This window comes from Deinococcus alpinitundrae (assembly GCF_009982895.1).
GTDB lineage: Bacteria > Deinococcota > Deinococci > Deinococcales > Deinococcaceae > Deinococcus > Deinococcus alpinitundrae.
The window spans coordinates 94640-117499 of the sequence record NZ_WXZL01000006.1 but is presented as its reverse complement, the minus strand read 5'-3'; the positions used below and the strand labels follow the sequence as shown (position 1 = coordinate 117499).

At 64.8% G+C, this 22860-nt stretch carries 26 protein-coding genes; 12 read left to right on the top strand and 14 right to left on the bottom strand.

The features are described 5' to 3' along the window. Positions 1 to 126 precede the first annotated feature (126 nt). The 7 genes from rpmG to rplL all read left to right on the top strand — a co-directional run bounded on the left by rpmG (position 127) and on the right by rplL (position 3546). Positions 127 to 294 carry a 50S ribosomal protein L33 gene (gene rpmG, locus GUI70_RS07520; RefSeq protein ID WP_109826019.1) on the top strand — a complete coding sequence of 56 codons (168 nt, stop codon included), beginning with the start codon at positions 127 to 129 and terminating at the stop codon, positions 292 to 294. A gap of 82 nt (positions 295 to 376) precedes the next feature. Next, positions 377 to 556, top strand: coding sequence for a preprotein translocase subunit SecE (secE, locus tag GUI70_RS07515; protein ID WP_161881679.1), 180 nt, complete (start codon positions 377 to 379; stop codon positions 554 to 556). Continuing rightward, the gene (gene nusG / locus GUI70_RS07510; protein WP_161881678.1) at positions 553 to 1125 is read left to right on the top strand and encodes a transcription termination/antitermination protein NusG; all 573 of its coding nucleotides are present in this window, start codon (positions 553 to 555) and stop codon (positions 1123 to 1125) included. Before secE ends, nusG begins: the two co-directional genes overlap by 4 nt. A gap of 106 nt (positions 1126 to 1231) precedes the next feature. Continuing rightward, positions 1232 to 1666, top strand: coding sequence for a 50S ribosomal protein L11 (gene rplK, locus GUI70_RS07505; protein WP_161881677.1), 435 nt, complete (start codon positions 1232 to 1234; stop codon positions 1664 to 1666). After that, positions 1659 to 2357 (top strand): 50S ribosomal protein L1, encoded by a 699-nt coding sequence (rplA, locus tag GUI70_RS07500; RefSeq protein ID WP_161881676.1) that lies wholly within the window; start codon positions 1659 to 1661, stop codon positions 2355 to 2357. The genes rplK and rplA overlap by 8 nt, the downstream gene beginning before the upstream one ends. A 256-nt stretch (positions 2358 to 2613) precedes the next feature. Beyond that, positions 2614 to 3105 carry a 50S ribosomal protein L10 gene (gene rplJ, locus GUI70_RS07495; protein ID WP_161881675.1) on the top strand — a complete coding sequence of 164 codons (492 nt, stop codon included), beginning with the start codon at positions 2614 to 2616 and terminating at the stop codon, positions 3103 to 3105. Positions 3106 to 3183: 78 nt separating this feature from the next. Next, positions 3184 to 3546 (top strand): 50S ribosomal protein L7/L12, encoded by a 363-nt coding sequence (gene rplL / locus GUI70_RS07490; protein ID WP_161881674.1) that lies wholly within the window; start codon positions 3184 to 3186, stop codon positions 3544 to 3546. A 62-nt stretch (positions 3547 to 3608) separates the two neighbouring features. Here rplL and GUI70_RS07485 read toward each other — a convergent pair whose 3' ends face one another. The 5 genes from GUI70_RS07485 to ilvB all read right to left on the bottom strand — a co-directional run bounded on the left by GUI70_RS07485 (position 3609) and on the right by ilvB (position 9127). Continuing rightward, a complete protein-coding gene (locus tag GUI70_RS07485; protein ID WP_272952858.1) occupies positions 3609 to 4484 on the bottom strand; it encodes an ion transporter in 876 nt (291 codons plus the stop codon). 8 nt (positions 4485 to 4492) lie between these two features. Then, positions 4493 to 5413, bottom strand: a complete 921-nt coding sequence (locus tag GUI70_RS07480; RefSeq protein WP_161881673.1) for a carbohydrate kinase family protein — start codon at positions 5411 to 5413, stop codon at positions 4493 to 4495. A 208-nt stretch (positions 5414 to 5621) separates the two neighbouring features. Next, on the bottom strand, positions 5622 to 6632 hold the full coding sequence (ilvC, locus tag GUI70_RS07475) for a ketol-acid reductoisomerase (RefSeq protein WP_161881672.1): 1011 nt from the start codon (positions 6630 to 6632) through the stop codon (positions 5622 to 5624). A 141-nt stretch (positions 6633 to 6773) separates the two neighbouring features. Beyond that, positions 6774 to 7388 (bottom strand): acetolactate synthase small subunit, encoded by a 615-nt coding sequence (gene ilvN / locus GUI70_RS07470; RefSeq protein WP_237724773.1) that lies wholly within the window; start codon positions 7386 to 7388, stop codon positions 6774 to 6776. Beyond that, a complete protein-coding gene (ilvB, locus tag GUI70_RS07465; protein WP_161881775.1) occupies positions 7385 to 9127 on the bottom strand; it encodes a biosynthetic-type acetolactate synthase large subunit in 1743 nt (580 codons plus the stop codon). Before ilvB ends, ilvN begins: the two co-directional genes overlap by 4 nt. Before the next feature lie 378 nt (positions 9128 to 9505). Here ilvB and GUI70_RS07460 point away from each other — a divergent pair, with 378 nt between their 5' ends. The 3 genes from GUI70_RS07460 to GUI70_RS07450 all read left to right on the top strand — a co-directional run bounded on the left by GUI70_RS07460 (position 9506) and on the right by GUI70_RS07450 (position 10640). Next, on the top strand, positions 9506 to 9790 hold the full coding sequence (locus tag GUI70_RS07460) for a hypothetical protein (protein ID WP_161881671.1): 285 nt from the start codon (positions 9506 to 9508) through the stop codon (positions 9788 to 9790). Continuing rightward, the gene (locus tag GUI70_RS07455) at positions 9736 to 10110 is read left to right on the top strand and encodes a hypothetical protein (RefSeq protein ID WP_161881670.1); all 375 of its coding nucleotides are present in this window, start codon (positions 9736 to 9738) and stop codon (positions 10108 to 10110) included. The genes GUI70_RS07460 and GUI70_RS07455 overlap by 55 nt, the downstream gene beginning before the upstream one ends. 371 nt (positions 10111 to 10481) lie before the next feature. Beyond that, entirely contained in the window at positions 10482 to 10640 is a 159-nt protein-coding gene (locus tag GUI70_RS07450; RefSeq protein WP_161881669.1) for a hypothetical protein, read from the top strand. Positions 10641 to 10716: 76 nt separating this feature from the next. On the opposite strand, the gene leuB is transcribed toward GUI70_RS07450, so the two are convergent. From leuB to GUI70_RS07425, 5 genes are all read right to left on the bottom strand, one after another. Next, the gene (leuB, locus tag GUI70_RS07445) at positions 10717 to 11754 is read right to left on the bottom strand and encodes a 3-isopropylmalate dehydrogenase (protein WP_161881668.1); all 1038 of its coding nucleotides are present in this window, start codon (positions 11752 to 11754) and stop codon (positions 10717 to 10719) included. Then, positions 11747 to 12337, bottom strand: coding sequence for a 3-isopropylmalate dehydratase small subunit (locus tag GUI70_RS07440; protein ID WP_161881667.1), 591 nt, complete (start codon positions 12335 to 12337; stop codon positions 11747 to 11749). The genes leuB and GUI70_RS07440 overlap by 8 nt, the downstream gene beginning before the upstream one ends. Next, positions 12337 to 13584 (bottom strand): hypothetical protein, encoded by a 1248-nt coding sequence (locus tag GUI70_RS07435; RefSeq protein WP_161881666.1) that lies wholly within the window; start codon positions 13582 to 13584, stop codon positions 12337 to 12339. The genes GUI70_RS07440 and GUI70_RS07435 overlap by 1 nt, the downstream gene beginning before the upstream one ends. Next, the gene (locus tag GUI70_RS07430; protein ID WP_161881665.1) at positions 13584 to 14873 is read right to left on the bottom strand and encodes a homoaconitate hydratase family protein; all 1290 of its coding nucleotides are present in this window, start codon (positions 14871 to 14873) and stop codon (positions 13584 to 13586) included. Before GUI70_RS07430 ends, GUI70_RS07435 begins: the two co-directional genes overlap by 1 nt. A 234-nt stretch (positions 14874 to 15107) precedes the next feature. Further along, a complete protein-coding gene (locus GUI70_RS07425; protein WP_161881664.1) occupies positions 15108 to 16505 on the bottom strand; it encodes an MFS transporter in 1398 nt (465 codons plus the stop codon). Positions 16506 to 16783: 278 nt separating this feature from the next. Between GUI70_RS07425 and GUI70_RS07420 the strand changes: the two genes are divergently transcribed. Further along, the gene (locus tag GUI70_RS07420; RefSeq protein ID WP_237724772.1) at positions 16784 to 17806 is read left to right on the top strand and encodes a C40 family peptidase; all 1023 of its coding nucleotides are present in this window, start codon (positions 16784 to 16786) and stop codon (positions 17804 to 17806) included. A 58-nt stretch (positions 17807 to 17864) separates the two neighbouring features. Here the strand turns inward: GUI70_RS07420 and GUI70_RS07415 are convergent, their stop codons facing one another. Next, positions 17865 to 18281 (bottom strand): M67 family metallopeptidase, encoded by a 417-nt coding sequence (locus GUI70_RS07415; RefSeq protein ID WP_237724771.1) that lies wholly within the window; start codon positions 18279 to 18281, stop codon positions 17865 to 17867. Between the two features lie 238 nt (positions 18282 to 18519). Between GUI70_RS07415 and GUI70_RS07410 the strand changes: the two genes are divergently transcribed. Next, a complete protein-coding gene (locus GUI70_RS07410; protein ID WP_161881663.1) occupies positions 18520 to 21582 on the top strand; it encodes an FtsK/SpoIIIE family DNA translocase in 3063 nt (1020 codons plus the stop codon). Positions 21583 to 21603: 21 nt separating this feature from the next. Here the strand turns inward: GUI70_RS07410 and GUI70_RS07405 are convergent, their stop codons facing one another. The 3 genes from GUI70_RS07405 to rpmI form a co-directional block, all read right to left on the bottom strand. Continuing rightward, a complete protein-coding gene (locus GUI70_RS07405; protein WP_161881662.1) occupies positions 21604 to 22083 on the bottom strand; it encodes a hypothetical protein in 480 nt (159 codons plus the stop codon). Between the two features lie 125 nt (positions 22084 to 22208). Beyond that, positions 22209 to 22580 (bottom strand): 50S ribosomal protein L20, encoded by a 372-nt coding sequence (gene rplT, locus GUI70_RS07400; protein ID WP_161881661.1) that lies wholly within the window; start codon positions 22578 to 22580, stop codon positions 22209 to 22211. 5 nt (positions 22581 to 22585) lie between these two features. Continuing rightward, entirely contained in the window at positions 22586 to 22786 is a 201-nt protein-coding gene (gene rpmI / locus GUI70_RS07395; protein WP_161881660.1) for a 50S ribosomal protein L35, read from the bottom strand. Positions 22787 to 22860: the final 74 nt, after the last annotated feature.

Below are 22860 nucleotides of genomic sequence, written 5' to 3'. Positions count from 1 at the left end.
CTTCACCGCCGAGACCGGCAGGCAGGAGCACCCCAAGCGGCAGAGGACACTGGGAGTTCGGTCAGTCGGCCCGCCCACGCACACGCCAGGCGGCGCACGACCAGCCGGACGAAAAGGAGAAGGAACATGGCGAAAGACGGACCGCGCATGATTATCAAGATGGAAAGCACCGCTGGCACGGGCTTTTACTACACCACCACCAAGAACCGCCGCAACACCCAGGCCAAGCTGGAACTCAAGAAGTACGACCCGGTGGCCAAGAAGCATGTGCCCTTCAAGGAGAAAAAGGTCTGATCCCGCGCTCGCCCCGGTGGCGGTGTAAGAGCGCACCGGGGGCGGTTTCGATTTCTTTTTCGCCCTTCTTTGAGGTGAGGTCATGAACATCGTGCAGTATTTCAAAGACGCCCAGGGCGAACTCTCGCGGGTGAGCTGGCCGACCCGTGAGCAGGTGTTTGAGGGCAGTCAGGCGGTGCTGATCTTCGTGATCGGCCTGACCCTGATTGTCTTCCTGCTCGACAAGGTCTTCGGCGCGCTGGTGAAACTGGTGTTGCCATGAGCATCGAGTGGTACGCCGTGCATACCTATATCGGCCAGGAAGAACGGGTCGAGAAGACCTTGATGGAGCGTGCCCGCAAGCTCGGCATGCAGGGCACCAAGATCTTCCAGGTGTTGCAGCCCAGCGAGAAGGCCGTGGAGTTGCGCGAGGGCGGCAAGAAAGAAACCGTCGAGCGACTGCTGTTTCCCGGCTACGTTTTCGTGCAAATGGACATCGAGGACGACGATTCGCCCGGCGAACTCGGCGAGAGCTGGGAGACGGTACGTAACACCCCCGGCGTGACGGGTTTTGTCGGCACCACCACTTACCCGGTGCCGCTGGCGCAAGACGAGGTGCAGCGCCTGCTCGTCTCAGTGGGCGTGACCCAGCAGGCCGAGGTGGCTGCCGCGCCACGTGTCAAGGCCGATTTCAAGGCGGGCGACATGGTGCGCGTCACGACCGGTCCGTTCGCCGATTTCAGCGGCGTGGTCAGCGAGGTCAACCTGAGTCAGGCCAAGGTCAAGGTGCTGGTCAGTATCTTCGGGCGCGAGACGCCGGTTGAGCTGGACTTCTCGCAGATCAGCAAGTAAAATTAAAAAGTTGCTGCCGCGTTTTTGACGTGGCGGAGCTTAGCGTCAGCACCCCAACCACGTCCCGGCCAGCCGGCAACCCGTGCGGGGGAGCTAAGGAGAAGAAATGAAGAAAATTACCGGCATCGTGAAGTTGCAGCTTCCGGCAGGCAAGGCCACCCCGGCCCCGCCCGTCGGCCCCGCGCTGGGTCAATACGGCGCGAACATCATGCAGTTCACCAAAGAGTTCAATGCCCTGACGGCCGACAAGGGTGACGCGATCATCCCCGTCGAGATCACCATTTTCGCCGACCGCAGCTTTACCTTCATCACCAAGACCCCGCCGATGAGCTACCTGATCCGCAAGGCCGCCGGGCTGAGCAAGGGCAGCCCCACGCCCAACAAGGCCAAGGTCGGCAAGCTCAACTGGAACCAGGTGCTGGAAATCGCCAAGACCAAGATGCCCGACCTCAACGCGGGCAGCGTGGAAGCCGCCGCCAACACCGTCGCGGGCACCGCGCGCAGCATGGGCGTTACCATCGAGGGAGGCCCCAATGCCTAAGCACGGCAAGCGCTACAACGCTCTGGTCGGCAAGGTCGACCGCAGCAAGTACTACAGCATGGACGAGGCCACCGCTCTGGTCAAGGAACTGGCCACCGCCAAGTTCGACGAGACGGTGGAAGTGCACTTTCGCCTCGGCATCGACCCGCGCAAGAGTGATCAGAACGTGCGCGGCACGGTGGCGCTGCCGCACGGCACGGGCCGCAGCGTGCGTGTGGCTGTGATCGCCAAGGGCGAGAACGTGGCCGCCGCCGAAGCCGCCGGAGCCGACGTGGTGGGCAGCGAGGACCTGATCGAGCGCATCGCCGGAGGCTTCATGGACTTCGACGCCGTGGTCGCCACCCCCGACATGATGGCCCAGGTCGGTCAGAAGCTGGCGCGTTTGCTGGGGCCGCGCGGACTCTTGCCCAACCCCAAGAGCGGCACCGTCGGCCCCGATGTGGGCGGCATGGTGAGAAGCCTCAAAGCCGGACGCATCGAGTTCCGCAATGACAAGACCGGCGTGGTTCATGCGCCGATTGGCAAGGCCAGCTTCGAGAACGGCAATCTCAGCGAGAACTATCAGGCGCTGCTGAGTGCCCTCGAAGGAGCCAAGCCCGCCAGTGCTAAGGGCGTCTACCTGCGCAGCGCCTACCTGACCAGCACCATGGGGCCGAGTATTCCCCTGACGCTGGGTGCCCAGGCCCAGTAGTCCCGACTTAAAGTTCTTCCGGAGAAGGCCAAGGCAACACCCCGTCTTCCCCGTCCCAATTTCGGCACCCCGGTGCATTCAGGCACCTTCGTTCGCGGCACCGTAGACAGCGGGTACCTTTGCCAAGGTTGACAGCCCCACAAGGTTTAAACCCTGCCCGCCGAGCTGTTCGGAACGCGCCTCACGCGCACCGGACTCGACGCTTCAAGTTTTGACTTCAAAGCGTTTTTCGTTTCAAGAAGGAGGTTCGCACCTTATGCCGAACCAACGCAACCAAGACATTCTGGCCACGCTGAAAGCGTCCCTGGAAGGCATCGAGACATTCTTCGTTGTCGATTACCAGGGCCTCAGTGCCGGTCAGCTCGGCGCGCTGCGAAAGCAGGTCGTCGACAAGGGTGGGCGCATCATCGTCGCCAAGAACACCCTAATCAACCTGGCGCTGGGCGAGACCGATTTCAGCGACGCCCTCAAAGGACCGAGCGCCATCGTGGTGGCCCAGGACGATCCTGCTGGCGTCGCCAAGATGCTCAGCGAGTCGGCCAAGACCAACGACAAGGGCATCCCGGCCATGAAGGCGGGCTTCCTTGAAGGCAAGCGCGTTGACCTCGCCACCGTGGCGCGCCTCGCCAGCCTGGGCACCAAAGACCAGCTCTACTCCGAACTTGTCGGCGTGCTGGGCGCTCACCAGAGCAACTTCGTGGGGATTCTGGAAGCATACAAGACCCAGCTCGAAGAAGCTGCGGCCTGAGCCTTCCGGGCTTTCGCAGCTTTCCTTCCACTCCAAATCACAACCCCTCAAATCACAGCACCCCAAAGGAGCTTCATCATGGCGTTTAACAAAGAGCAGTTTCTCGACGATCTCTCCAACATCACCCTCCTCGAACTGGCCGACCTGATCGACGCCATCAAGGAGAAGTTCAACGTGACCGCCGCCGTCGCCGTGGCTGGTCCCGCCGCCGCTGGCCCGGTGGCCGAAGAGAAGACCGAGTTCGACGTGGTCCTGATCGATGCCGGAGCTTCCAAGATCAACGTGATTAAGGAAATCCGCGCCATCACCGGTCTGGGGCTCAAGGAAGCCAAGGACCTGAGCGAGAAGGGCGGCGCGCTCAAGGAAGGCATCAACAAGGACGAGGCCGAGAAGCTCAAGGCCCAGCTCGAAGCCGCCGGCGCAAAAGTCGAACTGAAGTAACCGTTCAGCGAACGATCCCTTTAACCGGGAGTGCAGCCCCCCAGCCGAAAGGCTCGGGGGTTTTATGGTTCGGTTTCCGGAGCTGCCGGGCGCAGCAACGCGCCGCAGCGCTTGCAGTGCCGGGCATCGGGTTCATGGCCGGTCAGACCGCACTGCGGGCAGGCGTCGAGCCGCCGCCGCTCCTGGGCACGCACCAGGCCGGCCGTGACGATGCCGGTGGGCACCGCGATGATGCCGTAGCCGAACAGCATCGCCACGCTGGCCACCAGTTTGCCCAGCGGCGTTTGCGGCGAGATGTCGCCGTAACCGACGGTAGAGATGGTCACGACTGCCCAGTAAACGCTGGTGGGAATGCTGGTAAAGCCATGTTTGGGGCCTTCGATGAGGTACATCAGCGTGCCGAACACCAGCACCAGCGACAGCACCGTGACCATGAACACCGTGATCTTGGCGCGGCTGGCCCGCAGCGCTTCACCCAGCAGATCAGCCTCAGAGAGGTAGCGGGTGAGCTTGAAGACCCGGAACAGCCGCAGCACCCGCAGCACCCGGATGACCAGCAGGTACTGGGTGCCGAAGAAGAACAGCGCCAGGTATGAGGGCAAGATGCTCAGCAGATCGACGACGCCGTAAAAGCTGCGGGCGTAATGCCAGGGCCGCCGGGCACTGATGAGCCGGCCCAGGTAATCGAGGGTAAAGGCCACGGTAAAGATCCATTCCAGATCGCGCAGGACCCTGCCGAACACCGGTTGCAGGCTGGCGACGGTTTCCACCATCACGCTGAAGACGCTCAAACCGATGGTGGCGATCAATGCCACGTCGTAGGCGCGGGCCAGCGGCGTGTCCAGGCCGAAAATCAGATCGCCCAGCCTGCGCCGCCAGGCACTGCGGTGGTCGGGCAGAGCAGGTTTGGGCAGGGTAGGCTCAGGTTGGGCGGGCACGCTTCAGCCTAGCTCAGCGCCGCGATGTCCTCGGGGGTCGGGGCGTAGGCTCCAGGGTGCGAACAGGCCACTGCCGCCGCCTTGAGGCCCATCTGAAGGTGCTCGGTCCACAGGGCCTGCGGCTGTTGGGTGGCGCTGACCAGCAGCCCGGCGCACAGCGCGTCGCCCGCACCGACCGTGTCGGCCACCGTGACTGGCAGCGTGGGCAGATCGACCCGGCCCGCCGAATGGTACAGGCTCGCGCCCAGGCCCCCGCGCGTCACGATGATCGGCGCGTGCGGATTGAGGCCGCGCAGGTAACGCAGGGCGTCATCTTCGGATTGCCCGGCGAAGAAGAAGGCCAGGTCCTCGTCGCTGAACTTGATCAGGTCTGAGCGCTTGACCACCGCCTCGAACACCGGCAGGTAGGCGGGGTTGCGGTGAACGATGCGGGCGTTGGGATCGAAGCTGATGTGCGTGCCCGCCGCGCGGGCGTTCTCGATCAGGCCCAGCAGCGTGTCGGCCAGCGGCCAGCGCACCAAGCTGATCCCGCCCACATGCAGCCAGCGGGCCGCGCCGAGCCAGCCGCCCGGCAGGTGACCGGGGTCGAACATCAGATCGGCGCTGTTCTCGCCCAGAAAGCGGTAGGCGGGCGGGTTGGCCGAATACACCACCGCCATCAGGGTGGGTGATGGAAAGCGCTGCAAGAAGCGCGGATCAAGGTCCGCTTCTATTGACGCGCGCACCAGATCGTCACCGAAATTGTCCTGACCCACCGCTCCGGCAAATGCGCTCGGCACGCCCAGTCGGGCGCAGGCGCGGGCCACGTTCCAAGCCGCACCGCCGGGGTGGGCGGTCCACTGGTTGCCTCCAGCGGTGACGAGGTCGGTCAGGGCTTCGCCCGCACTGACGATCAGGGGCAGGGAACGTTCGGGGGAGGGAAAAGTCATTCTGGCTTCAGTTTACGTCACGGTGCGGCGCTTGGGCAGCGGCCAGTGGGGGGCGTGAGGGTGCAGCGGGAAGCACCGCAGGAGGCCGGGTCACAGCACCTTGAGCAGTCATGGATCAGCAGTGGAATGCCGACGAAGCGGACGCTGGGCAAGGCAAACGGCCCGCTCTCCACATCGGGGAGGTCGGGCCGCCGGGCGCGCTGAGCGTTTAGACTTCCAGCTCTTTTTTGGTAATGAACGGCATCATGTCGCGCAGTTCCTTGCCGACAACTTCGAGCTGATGGTCGCGCATCTTGCCGCGCTGCTCGTTCATGTAGGGAAAGCCCGACTCGGCGTCCTGGATGAAACTCTGGGCGAACTTGCCGCTCTGGATATCAGTCAACACTTCTTTCATGGTGGCCTTGGTCTCATCGGTGATGATCCGCGGCCCGGTCACGTAGTCGCCGTACTCGGCGGTGTTGGAAATCGAGTGGCGCATGCCCTCGAAGCCCTTCTCGTAGATCAGATCGACGATCAGCTTGACCTCGTGCAGCGTCTCGAAGTAGGCGATTTCCGGCTGATACCCGGCTTCCACCAGCGTCTCGAAGCCCGCCTGGATCAGGTGGGTGACGCCGCCGCACAGCACGCTCTGCTCACCGAACAAATCGGTTTCGGTTTCTTCCTTGAAGGTGGTTTCGAGCACGCCTGCGCGGGTGCCGCCGATGCCGCGCGCGTAGGCCAACGCGATGTCTACGGCCTGGCCGCTGGCATTCTGCTCGACAGCGAAGATGCTGGGCATGCCTGCTCCGTCAGCGTACACGCGGCGCAGCATGTGGCCGGGGCCTTTGGGAGCCACCAGGAACACGTCTACGTTAGCAGGCGGCTTGATGCGCCCGAAGTGAATGTTGAAGCCGTGCCCGAAGGCCAGGGCCTTGCCTGCCGTCAGGTGAGGCTCGATGCTCTCGGTGTAGGTCTTGGGCTGGTTCTCGTCGGGAATCAGCAGCATCACCACGTCGGCTTCCTTCACGGCGTCCTCGATGCTGGCGACACGCAGGCCCGCTTGCTCGGCCTTGGCCTGGCTGCTGGAGCCTTCTCGCAGCCCGACGACCACGTTCAGGCCGCTGTCACGCAGGTTCTGGGCGTGGGCGTGCGCCTGTGAACCGTAACCGATGATGGCGATCAGTTTGTCTTCGATGGGGGCAAGCGAGACGTCTTTGTCGTAGTACATTTTTGCGGCCATGTCGATCTCCTTGAATGGGGGTTCTCTTGCCGCCAGGCTGGGAACAAAAAGCCCTGGGCTTTGGGCCGAAAGCAGCAGAAACGACTATAGAGCGTTGGCGCTCACGCCCACCCATGCTTTCTAGCCCGCAGGCCGTATCGCTCAAAACAGGTTGTTGACTTCCCGCGCCTTGCCCTCGCGCGGCGCGCTTTGCAGCAGCGGCTCCAGCGTCTGGGTTTCGCCCTCGTGGTAGATGTGGCTGGGAATGTCGGCGTTGCTGCCGCGCGTCAGGGCGATGCGCCCGGTCCGCATGGTTTCGAGGATGCCGAAAGGCCGCATCTGCTCGATGAAGGCAGTGATCTTGCCCTCGTCGCCGGTCACCTCGAAGGTCAGGGCGTGGTGTCCGGCGTCCACGATGCGGGCGCGGAAATCCTCGGCCATCTGACGAATCTCGATGCGGCGGTCCGTATTCTCGACGCGCACCTTGACCAGCACCAGCTCGCGGTCCACGAACTTCTCCAGGCTGTGATCGATAATCTTCACCACATCGTGGAGCTTGTCGAGCTGCTTCATGGCCTGCTCGACCACCCCCCTATCGCCGCTGACCACGAAGGTCATGCGCGACACACCGGGCATCTCGGTGGTGCCCACGCTGAGGCTCTTGATGTTGTAGCCGCGCCGCCCGAAGAGAGACGTGATGCGGGTCAGTACGCGGGGTTCGTCGCGCACCAGGGCGGACACGAGGTGGTCGGGAGTGGGCTGGATCGGTGACGTCACGGGCTGGCCTCCGTCTTCCTCTCGCTGCTGACTTCGCTGACAGCGGTGTTGCTGGCGAGGGTGTTCATCTTCTCTCCCAGGTCCGGCACCTTCACCGGTTCGTTCTCGATCATCTCGTAGAGCGCCGCACCCGCCGGAACCATCGGGAAGACGCCGTGCTCATTGGGCACCACAACTTCCAGGAGGGCCGAGCCGTCGTGCGAGAGCCAGGCGTCGATCGCGCTTTCCAGATCGCCGGAGTTGTCGGCCCGCCAGCCCCTGATGTTGTAAGCGTCGGCGAGCTTGAGGAAATCGGGATTGGAATCACCCAGGTAAACTTCCGAGTAGCGCTTCTCGTGAAACAGCTCCTGCCACTGGCGCACCATGCCCAGGTACGAGTTGTTGATGATGCAGATTTTGACGTTGCGGATGTCGTACTTGGTCAGGGTGGCGAGCTCCTGGGCCGTCATCTGAAAGCCGCCGTCGCCCGCGATCACGATGCTGGTCACCTGGGGTTCGGCCATCGCCGCGCCCAGCCCCGCCGGAAAGCCGAAGCCCATGGTGCCCAGGCCACCGGAGGTCAGCCATCTTCGCGGCTTCTCGAAGCGGGCGAGCTGGGCGGCGAGCATCTGGTGCTGGCCCACGTCGGTGGTCAGGATGTCGTCGGGGCGCAGGCGGGCCACGACCTGCCGCACCGCCTGCGCTGCACCCCAGGTGGTCGGGTGTTCGCCGCGCGTCTTCCACTCGGCGAGCTGGGCATTCCATTCGGGCCGCTCGAACGGCACCGCGTCCCCGGTCAGCGCCACAGCGGCCTGCGCCGCGTCGGCCCTGACCGGCAGATGGGCACGCACGATCTTGCCGATCTCGGCGGCGTCGAGGTCCACATGAATAATCTGGGCCTGCGGCGCGAAATCCTTGACCCGGCCGGTCACCCGGTCGTCGAATCTCAGCCCGAAGCCGATCAGCACGTCGGCCTGGCTGATGGCGTGGTTGGCGGCCACGCTGCCGTGCATGCCCGGCATGCCGAGCCACAGCGGGTCCGAGGCCGGAAATGCACCCAGACCCATCAGGGTGGTGATGGTGGGGATCTGCCAGGCGCGGGCAAACGCGGTGATCTCTTTGGACGCGCCCTGCGCGCCGCCACCCACCATCAGCACCGGCTTCTGCGCTGACTTGAGCAGTTCGAGTGCCGCCGCGATGGCCTCGGGACGCGGCGCGGGCATTTCAGGAGTCGCCTGCGGGCGCACCAGCTCGCCGTGAAAGGCAGCCAGTTGCACGTCCTTGGGGATGTCCACCAGCACCGGGCCGGGCCGCCCCGAGCGGGCGATGCGGATGGCCTCGGCGATGATCATCGGCAGCTCGTCGGGGTCAGTCACCACATAGTTGTGCTTGGTGATCGGCAGGGTAATGCCGGTGATGTCGGCTTCCTGAAAAGCGTCGGTGCCCATCAGATGCCGCGCCACGTTGCCAGTGATTGCCAAGAGCGGTACGTTGTCCATCATGGCGTCGGCCAGCCCGGTGACCAGGTTGGTCGCACCGGGGCCGGAGGTGGCGATGCACACGCCGATCTGGCCAGTCGCCTTGGCCCAGCCTTCCGCCGCGTGAATGGCCCCCTGCTCGTGGCGGGCCAGGATGTGGCGCACCTCCGGGTAGTAGGTCAGGGCGTCGTACACCGGCATGATCGCGCCGCCGGGGTAACCGAACACCGTGTTGATGCCATGTGCGGCCAGGGTCGCCCATAGCGCCTTCGCGCCGGTCATGTCCGGCACCGTCGGTTGCGGCTGGCCTCGCTGGTCTGAATCGGGCTGGATCGGGTCTGGCTGGGTCATGCGCTGATCTCCTGTTGAAGCTGTCCTGCCTTGCCCCTACGCAAAAACCCCCCGCCCTGGGTGTGGGGCGGGGGGTTACAACGTCACGCGGAACTTAGCGCCGTGAACCCCCGGAGCCAAGAATTACTACCACGAGGGCAGCCGCGTTTGCGTACATGGTTTCAGCTTACGCGTGGGGCGGCTCGGGGGTCAAGGGGCAGTCGAGAAAGGTCTAGATGTGCACATCAGGGCAGGCGATGCCGAGTTGGTCTGGGGGGTGAGTTTCTTCAGCAACCCCTCGGGCGTTTCAGGCGTACTGTAGACACAGAGATGCCCATCCATGAGCAGCGCCGACCTTCAGAGTTGCCCGCTCAGGCCCGTCACTCGCGGCTTGCGCCGACCTCCAGCGATCTGAGACGGCGGGTCTATCTGTGGGCAATCGCGCTGGGCATGGGCGTCATTGTGATCGTGCTGCTGACCCAGCTCAGCAGTCCGTCGCCCGATTACGGACAGGTGGGCATGGTCCTAGCGCAGCTCCCGCTGTGTGCCTGGGCCGCCTGGTGGCTGCTGCAGACCAAGCCCTGGTGGTGGCCGAGCGGGCCGTCTTCGCCGTGAACGCACTGATCGTGCTGTCCCAGTTGCTGTTGACCGTCACCGACGATCCGGCTCAAGTCGTCTGGCTCGCCAGCTCGGCCTACTGGCTACTGACGCCCCTGGCTATTCTGGCCTTCCTGATGTTCGGGAACCGGCAGGCCCTGCTGTTCTCGGCTGGAATGTATCTGCTCAGCGTGCTCGTTCCCTGGTCTGCCCTGCTGTGGAAAGGGCAATTTTTCAGCTCGTTTGGCAACCTGCTCCGGGTGCAACTGCAGGGTGGTGCTAGTGAGCCACGGCCAGGGCGTGACCGCCAGCTTCGGCCTGACCTGCTGCAGCGCTAAAGACGACATTCAGAGCTGTACGGCCCGCGCCGACCGCGCACTGTACGCCGCCAAGATGGCGGGGCGCAACAGAGTGGTCAGCCTGCCTGATGATGCGGCACTGCACGAAGACATGCAGGCTTCACCGGCCCTGAACACCGTGTCAATCGGGTAGTCGGTTGTCTCGTCGTGATGTTCAATGTTTTGGGCTGAGGAAGCGCAGACTCTGAAGCTGGGCGTCACCACGCTGGTGCTGGTGTGGCTGCTTGTGAAGACCACTGCGCCGCCACCGCCCCGACGACCGGAGCAGACGAAGGGGGCTCGGGCAAACAGCGCTGCTGAACCCGTTAAAATCTGACGGCCTTCAGAGACGACGCCTGATAAACTGAGGCATGCCGAATTTGGGATTGCCTGAGCTTCTGATCTTGATCGGCTCCTTCGCCTTGCCGGTTTACCTCGTATCTTTGCTGGTGCGCTATCTGAAAGCGAAAACATGGGCCGCCGAGGAGCAAGCCCGCCTGGCCCGCCATCAGGCCGACCGCCTGCCCTGAGTTCTGAACGAGGACAACGACGAAACAGGCCGCCCAGCTCACCGGGCGACCTGTCGTTCATCCTGCCGTTTCGACCTTACAGCCCCGCCAGCACTGCCTGACCCAGCTCCTGCGTCGTGGCCTGCCCACCCAGGTCCGGTGTGCGGACTTTTTCCAGGGCGGCCTGCACGGCGGCCTCGATGAGCCCGGCCTCTTCGCCTCGGCCCAGCGAGTACCTGAGCAGCATGGCGACGCTGAGAATGGTGCCGGTGGGGTTGGCGATGCCGTTTCCGGCGATGTCGGGGGCGCTGCCGTGAATCGGCTCATAGAGGCCGGGGCCGTCGCCCAGGCTGGCCGAGGGCATCACGCCGAGCGAACCGGGAATGACGGCGGCGAGGTCAGAGAGGATGTCGCCGAACAGATTCTCGGTGACGATCACGTCGTACCTGCCCGGCGTCTTGACCAGCAGCATCGCCACCGAGTCCACGTATTCGTGCTCCAGCAAGATGTCGGGGTACTCGCTGTCGCGCAGGTTCTGCACCACGCCGCGCCACAGCTCCGAGACCTCCAGCACGTTGGCCTTGTCCACGCTGGTCACTTCTTTCTTGCGCGCCCTGGCGGCATCGAACGCCACGCGGGCCACCCGGTCCACTTCTGACTTGCTGTAGCCGATGGTGTTGTAGGCGCTCTCGCCCTCGATGGCACGCCGGGGATCGAAGTACGCGCCGCCCAGCAGTTCGCGCACGATCAGCACGTCCACCTGACGGGCCAGGTCCTCGCGCAGCGGCGAGAGGCTTTCTAACCCCGGCATCACCTTCACCGGGCGTAAATTGGCGTAGACGCCCAACGCCTGGCGCAGTTGCAGCAGGCCCGACTCGGGGCGCAGCGGACGCGGCAAGCTGTTCCAGGGCGAGTTCTGCGCGCCGCCCACCGTGCCGAGCAGCACCGCGTCGCAGTTCATGACTGCCTCGCGGGTGGCGTCGGGAAACGGTGAGCCGGTCTGGTCATAGGCGCCGCCGCCGAGGAGCTGGTAGTCAAGCTCCACATCCGGCGCGACTGCTTGCAGCACCTGCACCGCGCTCTTACAGATCTCCGGCCCGATACCGTCGCCGGGCAGCACCACGACTTTAGGCACGCTGGGTGCCCGGCGCTAAGTTCTCGTCACTGTCATGGCCGGGGTGGCCGTGCCCAGCCTCGGTGCTCTCGGCGCTGAGCGTCTCGTCTTCCAGTTCGGCCTTGGAGTGATCACGCATGTATTCCAGCCAGCCGCCCGCCGCCTTCACGTCGAGTGCGAACTGCGGCACCGGCTGAAAGGTCACGCTCTGGCCAGTGCGCTGGTTGGTGATCTTGCCCGCCTCCATGTCGAGTTCGGCCTCGTCGCCGTCCTCGAAGGCCGCCACCACATCTTCGGATTCGAGCGCCAGAAAGCCGTTGTTGATGGCATTGCGGTAAAAAATCCGGGCGAAGTTGGGTGCGAGGATGACGCTCACCCCGGCCCCGCGCAGGCACCACACTGCGTGCTCACGCGAGGAGCCGCAGCCGAAATCGGCCCCGGTCACCATGATGTCGCCGGGTTTGACGCGGTTGACAAAGTCCTTGTCGTAGTCTTCCATGGCGAATTTGGCGAGTTCGGATTCGATGTCGGTGGTCAGGTAGCGGGCCGGAATGATCTCGTCGGTGTTGATGTGGTCACGGGCAAATACGTGGACTCTGGGCATTAGTTCTCCTCCTGCGTCGCGGTGGTCAGTTCATCAGGCAGGTCTTCGTAGAGGTCATGCCAGGTGTCGCCGTCAAAACTGATCTCGTCCTCAATGACCTGGGCCTCGAACGAATCGCTATCCTCCTCGTCTTCGTACAGATCGTTCGGCACGCTGATCTTGATGGCCTGTACGTGCGGCAGGGCGGTGTCCGGTTCGAGTTCGTAGAAGGAGGTCAGCACGCCCCCGGTGTAGCTGGCCCAGGCCGCCGCATCGTCCGCGCCGGTGTAGGCCAGCAGATCAGCGGTGAGGCGCTGGGCCGCGTCTGCATCCAGCGCTTCCACGGGCCACTCCATGCGTCCGCCTGCCCAGACGGTGGCGCTGAAGGTCTCCACATCGGTGAAGTCGCCGAAGTCCTCACCGTCGTCCGACTCACTGACCGGGTAGTCCTGCCAGGTCTGAGCGTCCAGCGAGTACGCCTGCCCAGCCGCGTCGGGGAAGACTTCCAGCTCGCCGATCAAATCGAAGGGGGCCGACAGAAACGAGCGCAGCGGTGAAGGCCGCCGCAGCTCAAAGGTGGAACGCAAAACCTGCGGCACGCTGACCGAGGCCGCATCTTCCTCGCCCAGCCGCTCGGCGTGAATGGCGGCCCAGTCGTCCGGCGTCTCGCCGTGCCAGCGGCGGGCCAGATTGTCTAAGGCGGCGCGCTGTTCCTCGGGCGGCTCCGGCGTCCAGCTGAGCTGGCCGTCTGCCGTCTGCTCGGCGCTGTAGCGGCCTTCGACCTCGCCCTCCAACTGCAGGGCCGGGTGCTGAAAGAGGTAACCGAGCCACTCCTCGGTGTTTTCCAGCTCCGGGAACTGCTGCCAGGGCTGGTTCTCGAAAGCATGCTGCTGGCTGCGCAGCCTCAGCCAGGTGTGCTCGGCACCTTCCACCTTCAGCTCGCCGGGCTCGGTCTGGTGGTTGCCCGCGGGCCAGGTCGCCAGCTCGCCCACGATGCGGCGGCGCGGCGGCACGGCAATCTTCTCCACGTCCTCGCGGGTGATCAGGCGCTCTTCCGGCAGCCCCGCCGAGACGTAATCGGTGCGGTAGAACTGGTCCCACTGCGGGCCGGTGGGCAGCTGGCGCAGGGTAGCGGTGATCTGCTGGCGCTGCGCTTCGCCTTCGGGCATCACGACTTCCGTCAGGGTGCCGCTCCGGTTCAGCTCCACCTCAAAGGGATACACGGTGGGCATCAGGCCGAGCTGTTTGCGGCGCTTGGCGTCGCCCATCAGTCCGCCGCTCCGCCGAGGGTGTGGTTGTAGGCACGCGGGTCACTGATGAAGCCCGCCACCGCGCTGGCTGCCACCGTCGCAGGCGAGGCCAGGTAAATCGCCGCCGAAGGGTCGCCCATACGGCCCACGAAGTTGCGGTTGGTCGAGGAGATACACACGTCGTTCGGCCCCAGCACGCCCGAGTGCATGCCCAGGCACGCGCCGCACGACGGGTACGAGACGCTGGCTCCCGCGTCCACGAAGATTTCGAGCAGGCCTTCCTGTGCCGCCTGCTTCCAGATCAGCTGGGTGGCCGGAACCACGATCATCTGCACGCCCTCGGCCACCTTGTTGCCCTTGAGGATGCGGGCCACGTCGCGCAAATCGCTGATACGCCCGTTGGTGCAGCTGCCCACGTAGGCGTGGGTCACGGCGATATGGTCGCTGCCCGCCACCCGGCCATTGCTGGGGATATGCGGGTAGGCCACCGTCGGCTCGACCTGAGAGGCGTCCACCTCGACGACGACCTTGTACTTGGCGTCGGGGTCAGACTGGTACTCGGTGTACTGATCGGGCGTGACGCCGCGCTCAGCCATGTAGGCGCGGGTCGTGTCGTCCACCGCCACGATGCCGGTCTTGCCACCCGCCTCGATGGCCATATTCGCCAGCGTAAAGCGGCCTTCCATATCGAGGTTGTCGATGTAGTCGCCCACCCACTCCATCACCAGGTAGTTGGCGCCGTCGGCTCCAATGCGCTTGATGACTTCCAGCACGATGTCTTTGGGCGTCACGCCCGGCTGGGTCTGGCCGGTCACTTTGATCAGCATGGTTTCCGGCACCTTGAACCAGACCATGCCCGCGTAGATGGCTCCGGCCAGGTCAGTGCTGCCCACGCCGGTGGCAAAGGTGCCGAGCGCCCCGGCGTTGCAGGTGTGCGAGTCGCCCGACACCAGCGTCTGCCCCGGCTTCATCAGGCCGGTGTTTTCCAGCACCACGTGGGCAATGCCGCCGCGCCCCACGTCATAAAAGTGCTTGATGCCCTTGTCCTTGACCCAGCTCTTGAGCTTCTGGTACATCTGGGCGGCCTTGATGTTCATGGCCGGAACCGAGTGATCCGGCACCGCCACGATCTGGTCGGGGTTGAATACCCGGTCCATACCGCGCTCTTCGAGCATCCGCAAGGCAGCGGGGGTGGTGATCTCGTGGCACAGCACCCAGTCGGTTTTGCACTCGATCAGTTGCCCTGGTGTCAGCGTATTGTGGCCGCTGTGGGCCGCCAGAATCTTCTCGGCAATCGTCATTCCCATAGGCTTTCCTCCTTCCTGCTCAGCGCCCTGCACCGCAACAAAGCCCCCGAACCGCGCAGGATTCGGGGGCCGTCAGGTGAACGCGAAGGCTTGCGCTCACCGCCCCCAGCGAAGAAGAAGCGCGCCAATGAAGGCGTCTCCGGCTCGGCGGGCGGTCAACATAAGCGTCAGTTTAGTCCTTTGGGAGCCGGGGGGCAAGATGGGTCAGGTCCACCCCAAGCAGCACGCCCCACGTCAGTCCGTTCCCTTACTCTCTCCCATCACCGGCGCTTGCATCGGCTGCTTGCCCGCCTCCAGCGTGCCGCCCTGCACCGCCTGGGCAACCTCTAAAGCCGTCTCGCTGCGAATCACTCCCCTGGGCAGCCGGCGCCACACTGCCGCCACCGCCACCACCGACAGCACGGCCACCACGCCTAGCCCCGCGCGCGGTCCAAGCGGACCCGTGGTGCCGATCAGGTAACTCACCAGCAAGGCTCCCGGCGGCCCCATTCCGGCCAGCACCAGCGAGTAGAGACTCATGACCCGGCCCCGCAGGGCGTCCGGTACGGTGAGTTGCACGGTGCTGTTGGCGCTGATCAGAAAAGTCAGCATGCCGAAGCCGCAGCACGCCAGCACCAACGACGCCAGCCAGGCCGAGGGCGTCAGGGCGAAGGCCACCAAGCTGACGATCAGGATGACCGCGCCGGGCCTCAGGTTGCGGGCCGGGTCGCGCTGCGAGGCCTGCCACAGGGCGCCCACCATCGCCCCTGCACCGAAAGCCGCGTTCATGGCTCCGAAGCCGCCTTCTCTGAGGTGGTAGACGGCGCGGGCGAAGTAGGGAATGATCACGTTGAAATTGATGGCGGTGAGGCTCAGCAGCGCCACCAGCAGCATCGTGACGGCAATGGCGGGTGTGGCGCGCACGTAGCGCAGGCCCTCCTTGATGTCGTCCACGACGGCCCGCCGCCCGCCCACCTCGCGCTCGGGAAACGGCAGCGTCGCCAGCACGTAGATTACCAGACCGAACGAGAGGACGTTGAGGTAAAAGGGAAAGGCCAGGCCCGCCACCGAACTGCTGACTTCGCCTGCGCTGCCGACGGAGCCGCGTCCAGCAAACAGCGCCACACCCAGCGCCGCCACACCGCCGAATACCGCCTGCCCCAGCGTGCGCGAGACGTTGAACGAGAGGCTGTTGAGCGCCACCGCGTTCGGCACGTCTCCCCTCGGCACGAAGTCCACGACCATGCTCTGGCGGGCAGGCATGTCAAAGGCGTTGGCGACGCCGCTGACGGCAGCCAACACCAGCACCAGCGGCAATGTGACCCGCCCCAGGTGGGTGGTCACAGCCAGCATCAGCGCAGTCGCCAGCAAGGTGAGCTGGGTTGCCAGCAGCACCCGGCGGCGCGGCACCCGGTCCACGATGGCCCCGGCAAACAGCGAGAGCAGCAGGCTCGGCGTGAACTGTGCCGCCGTGACCCAGCCGAGCGCTGCCGAATTGTTATTGGTCAGTTCGAGCACCAGGTACGACTGGGCGGTGCTCTGCATCCACGACCCGACCAAGCTGAGCAGTTGCGAGAACCAGTAGCGGCGGTAATCGGCATGGCGCAGCGCCCGGAAAGTCTTGGTGCGCCACGCCTGAGCGGCGGCAAACATGCTGTCACCGTGCGCCTCCGTCAGATTGGAAACATGAGCGGCCTCCAAACTCGAAATCGCAGGGCGGCTGCAGGCCCACGCCCACCACCCCCAAGGCGTCTTTAGGGGGGTCTCACATTCAAGCGTGAATCGTGTTACACTGCGCCAAAGCTTCACCGCACGTTCATCTATCCCAATCCTGGTCTCAAGCCACCCTGCACCCCCACGCTGAACTGCTCCGGCCTGCCGCACCTGGTACATCCGGCCCGCGTGAGCAGCTCCAGCCAACTGAGGTCTTCGTGTTCCGAACCTTACTCTGTGCGCTTCTGCTCTGCCCCAGTCTGGTCCTGGCCGCCACCGCCCAAGCTGCTGGAACCCCAGGGACCACCACCCAGTCAGGATCAGGCTTCAGTGGGCCGAGCATCACAGTGCAGCCCAAGGACACGGCCTACAGTCTGGCCCACAAGTACAACCTCAGCGTGGACGCGCTGCTGAGCCTCAACAATCTGAGCAGCCCCGATCTGAGCGTAGGACAGGTGCTGATGGTATCGCCCCCGACGTATAGCGTCATCAAGGGCGATACTGCTTTTTCGATTGCCCGCAAGAACGGTCTGAGCGTGGACGCGCTGTTGAGCCTCAATAACCTGAGCAGCCCGAACCTGAAGCTAGGACAGGTGCTGGTCGTCCGGGGCACGCCTGGAGCCGTAGGGGCGTCAGCCAGCGTCAGCCGGCCCGAGAGCGTCACTGCCAGGAGCACCATGGCCAGCAGCGCGGTTTCCAGCATCACCGTGATACCTGCCATCACCACCACGACGGTCACGGCGGCCACCGTCATGACGCCGGACGCGCTCCCCAGCAGTTCGGTGGATACGGCCCCGACGGCCCCGGTGCAGATCACCGCCAGCATCGTCACCACGCCGCTTGCCGACGCGCCGCAGGGCGACTGGCTGGTCAACGCCCGCAGCTTGCTGGGCGTACCGTACGTCTACGGGGGCAAAAACCGCAGCGGCACCGATTGCAGCGGGTTCGTGTTGCAGGTGTTCGCACCGCTGGGCCTGAGCTTGCCGCGTGTCAGCGCCGACCAGGCGCAAATCGGGGTGCCGGTGGAGCGAGGCGAGTTGCAGAGCGGCGACCTGGTGTTCTTCGACACCGAGGGGCGCGGTAAGGTCACCCACGTCGGCATCGTGGTGGAGGGCAACACCTTCATCAACGCCAACTCGTTTGCGGGCCGGGTGGGCCTCGACGACCTGGGCAGCCGCTACTGGGCCACCCGCTACCTCGGCGCGCGCCGGGTGCTGGGCGTGATGGCCGCCAGCCACTGAAGAACCACCGCAACGCACAACGCACTGGGACGCACCGCTCTCAAGACCCCTCCCCCCTTCACCGCCGCAGCCCGCAGATCCGGCCCTCCGGCAGCAGGTACGCGCTCAGCACGCTGCCGCTGAGGTCGGCAATCAGGTACGGCACGTCATAGGCGGCCCTGGCCCGGTCGGTGCGGCTGAACTGGGCGGGGCCAGACGGATGACTGTGATAGATGGCGACGAGTTCGAGGGATTCGGCCCGCATCACCTTGAGCGCCCGCAGCAGCTCCAGTGGGTCGGCCAGGTACTCGCGCTCGGGGACGGCGGCGACGTTGGTCAGCGGATAAAGCGCCTGCGCATGCCAGCCTGCACCCACCGACCACCCGCCCAGCACACCCACGCATTCCTGCGGCGCACTGCGGCGGGCATGCTGCCACAGCCGAACTTCCAGTGCGTCCGGCAGGGCCAGCCAGGGAACCGAGGTGACTTCGGCCACGCCTCAGTGTGAAGCAACTGGGGCGCACAGGGCAACGTGTGGGCCGGTCCCCGGACTGTTGCCCGGCACACAGCGCCAGAAGCACCCCAACGACGGCGCTCCATTCCCACAGTCCCGGAAAGCGCCGCCTGCACGCATGTGCCGCGAAACCCCTCTTCTCTGAGCTGCTATCACCAGATTGAACGCCCACGTTGTGCGGGATTCAATCGGAATTCTTGTCAGCCGCTAGACTGAAAGCATGACCAAGGCGAAAAAACGCGCCAAGACCGTCCAGAACCGCTTCGACGGCGAGGCGTTTGGGCTGGTGCTGTTCGCGCTGGGCATTTTTCTGATTATCACGTTGGTGTTGCCCGCCCAGGGAGCCGGATTCATGTCGCAGGCCCACACCCTGCTGATGACCTGGTTGGCCTGGGGCAGCTACACCCTGCCAATTCTGCCCCTGTGCTACGGCATTTTGCTGTTTATCAACAAGGACCTGGGCAACCTCACCCGCCGGATGCTGGGCGCCGCCGTGGTGGTGCTCTCGCTGCTGGCCCTGCAAGACATCTTCATGCCCGGCACGGCGGGGCAACTCGCCGCGCTGACCCTGCGCCCGCTCTCGGTGCTCTCCTACGCGGCGGCTCTGCTGCCGGTCGTCACCCTGACCCTGGGCCTGGAACTGATGCTCAAGCTCGGCCCCCTGAGTCTGCTCAAAGGTTTTTTCCGCACCCTCAGCGCCGGCATCGGCGTGCTGCTGAACTGGGGGCAGGCCGCCGTCGAAACCCGGCAGGAAGGCCGGGAAACCGCTCAGCAGCGCCAGCAGGTTCGCCAGCACCTGGTGGCCCACAGCCGCAACCTGGAAACGCTCGGCAAGCTCTTTCCCGAGAACCGCGAACTCCAGAGCTGGAAAGACGAAACCAAGGACGCCGGAAAACAGGTGCGCGCCCTCGACGAACACGGTCTTAAGGATATGGAAGCCGACTTGAAGCACTGGCGCGAGATCAGCCACTCGTTTGTCGAGAGCGCCGGGCGCGAACTGCTCTCGGGTGTGGACCGCGAAGCCCCCGAGGCGGGCGCGGAAGTCGAGCGGCTGGCCCAGGACGTGCGGGCGGGCCGCCACGAACTCGGCCTGGAGCTACCCTCGACGCTTGCCAGCGGCGCGCTGGAGCGGCTGCGGCGCAACCTGACGCTCGACCTCGCGCGCCTGGCGGCCAGGGCGGGCGGCTTGGAGCGCGAACGCGCCCGCGCCGCCAAGGCGCTGAGTAAGCCCGATTCGGCGCTGCTGGCCCGCGAGCGCCCGGCCCACGCCCAGCGGGTGCAGAGCTGGCGCGAACTGGAGGACGGCTACGTCGCCTGGCACCGCCGCGCTCGGCTCTATGCGGGCTGGCCTGCCCTGGCCCGCGCCTATGATGCGGGTCCGGCGCGGCTGGCCGAGACGCTCGAACAAGCGCTGCTGACCGATCCCGACACCACCCTGGCCGAGCGCGCCGTCTGGCAGGAGAAGCTCGAGCATGTTCAGCCCGAACCAAGCGCGCCGCTGCTCGATTTCGATTTCGGGCAAAACGAGGCGGGCCACAGCGCTGCGCCCGCACTGGACATTTTCGGCAGCACGCTGGCTTTTCAGCCGCCATTGATCGATCTGCGAATGGACGCCGAACAGCCTGCTCCGTTGGCGACCGAGCCGGCCGGGACCCTGGTGGTCTCGACCGTTCCGGTGGCGGTGGGGGTCGGCGGTCCCCAGAGCAGTGCCCAGGGCGTGGGCGGGCCGCTGCCGGTGTCCTCGGGCCGCAAGCTCGAAGCGGACAGCCTGCCCTGGGAGGACGACAATGCCACTGCGCCCAAGCGCAGCCGCCCCACCCAGGGCGCGCTCGATCTGGCGATTCCCGGCGTGGACCTGCTCGACCCGGTGCCGCCGGAGGTCCACAACACCCTGCAACTCGATATCTCGGCGCGGCAGCGGGCAGGGTTGATCAACGAAACGCTGGGGCAGTTCGGCCTCCTGGCCAAGGTCGTGGACTTCGCGCGCGGCCCGACGGTGACCCGTTACGAGATCGAACCGGCTCCCGGCGAGAAGATCAGCCGCATCGCCAGCCTCAGTAACGACCTGGCCCGCGCCCTGGCCGTCGGCGGGGTGCGCGTCGAGGCCCCGGTGCCGGGCAAGAACGTCATCGGGCTGGAAGTCCCCAACGCCGAGCGCGAGCCGGTCACTTTCCACACGGCGGTGGCGGCCAGCAGCTTCCAGAACACCCGCGCCAGATTGCCGATCATCCTGGGCAAGAGCATCGACGGCGAACTGATGGTCGGCGACCTCGCCAAGATGCCGCACCTCCTGATCGCGGGCAGCACCGGCTCGGGCAAGTCGGTGTGCGTCAACACGCTGATCACGTCTCTGCTGTACAAGTATCTGCCCACCGATCTGAGATTTCTGATGATCGACCCCAAGATGGTGGAGCTCACTCCCTACGACGGCATTCCCCATCTGGTGCGCAGCGTGGTCACCAATCCGGTGGACGCCGCCGGAGTACTACTCGGCGCGGTGGCCCACATGGAGCGGCGCTACAAGATGATGTCGCAGGTGGGTGCGAAGAACCTGGAGCAGTACAACGCCAAGATGCGCCAGATTCGCGAAACAGAGCTGCCACATCTGGTCATCATCATCGACGAGCTGGCCGATCTGATGATCACCTCGCCCAAGGAGGTCGAGTCGGCGATCATGCGCCTGGCGCAGATGGCCCGCGCCACCGGCATGCACCTGGTGCTGGCGACCCAGCGGCCCAGCGTGGACATTCTGACCAGCCTGATCAAGGTGAACGTGCCTGCCCGCATCGCGTTTGCCGTCAGCAGCTCACACGACTCGCGGACCATTCTGGACAGCATGGGAGCTGAGCGGCTGACCGGCATGGGCGACATGCTGTTTTACCAGCCGGGCCTGGTCAAGCCGATCCGCCTCCAGGGACCGTACATCAGCGAGGACGAATCGAACCGCATCACCGAGGAGCTGCGCCGTCAGGTATTTGATGACGCCTTCGTGGAACTCTACGGCCCGGATTTCGACGGCGGCATCGAATCGGGCGGGCCGAGCCACGACAAGGGCAACATGGACTTTTCCGATCCACTGCTCCGGCAGGCCGCCGAGATCTGCATCGAGGAGGGCCAGGGCAGCGTCAGCCGCCTGCAACGCCGGTTGTCGGTGGGTCACGCCCGCGCGGGCAAACTGATGGACCTGCTCGAAGCGATGGGCATCGTGAGTAAGCACCAGGGCAGCAAACCAAGAGAAATCCTGATCAATAAAGAGGATTTGCCAGAGTACTTCGGGAAATAAACCTGGGCCGCTGTCTCAGAACTACCCGGCGCAGCGGACGAGTCTCATCTTCGTGGACAGCAGCGTCACCTCGGTCACTTGACCCAGGCTGAGGGTGGCGCGGTCCTTGTACGGCAAAATCCGGGCAATCACGTTGAGCGTAACAATGTCACCGCCGGGAGCAGCCAGGAGGGCTGACTTGGGCAGCAGCCGGACGGGGTATTTGTAGTTCCCTTCCGCCTCGGCGTCAAACTGGATGTACGGCGACGACTTGAGCGCTGGTTGATTGTTGATCGCGAAGGTGCCCACCAGCGACACGGTTTCCATCTTCTCCTTGGGCCGCATGTTGAATGACAACCGTGGTGCGTAGCCGTCCGCACGCTTGACCAGGCAAGCCGAGACATTCTGCAAGGTGATGTACGGGTTTTGTGCCGCTGAAGCATTGAGCGCCACTCCTGTTGCCAACACTGCCACGGCGATCACTCGGGAGGGGAATTTCTCGGGTCTGAAACTGGGCTTCATACGCCTACCCTAAGAAACAGCCTCTTGCCGCGTTCTGACGGCGGGCCGATCACCGGCACCTTCATGGGGCCAAATCAAAACCGCCCCCATTTCGGGAGCGGCTTTCTCGTTCAGTTCGGCTCGGTTTAAGCGGCGTTCTTGTTGGCGTGGGCGCTCTTGGCGCTCTCGACCAGCGCGGCGAAGGCTTCAGGCTCACGGGCGGCGATGTCGGCCAGAATCTTGCGGTTCAGGTCAATCTGCGCGAGCTTGAGTCCGGCGATGAAGTTGGAGTAGTTCATGCCGTGCAAGCGGGCACCCGCGTTGATGCGCTGAATCCACAAGCGGCGGAAATCGCGCTTCTTGTTGCGGCGGTCGCGGTACTCGTAGGTCGCGGCGTTGAGCAGGGTCTGGAAGGCCATCTTGTACTGCTTGGAGCGTGAACCCCAAAAGCCCTTGGCCCGCTTGAGCACCTTCTTGTGGCGGCGGCGACGGATGATGCCTGTTTTAGCGCGTGGCATTCAGCTCACCGCCCGCCAGGCAGCGCGGCTTTCATGCGTGCCCATTCGCTCTTGGCCAGCACAAAGCCCTTGCCCTTGCCGCTGATCTCGTCGCCGCTCTTACCGGTGTTCTGGTGGCGCTTGCCGCTCTTGAACGCCATCACCTTGCCGGTGGCAGTGATCTTGATGCGCCGCACGGCGCTTTTCTTGGTCTTGACTTTCGGCATGATTCTCCTTGAAGCCCGGCGGACAACCCTGTGTTCAGGGCGTCGCCGTCTGGGGGTCGGCGGGCCGCGCCCAA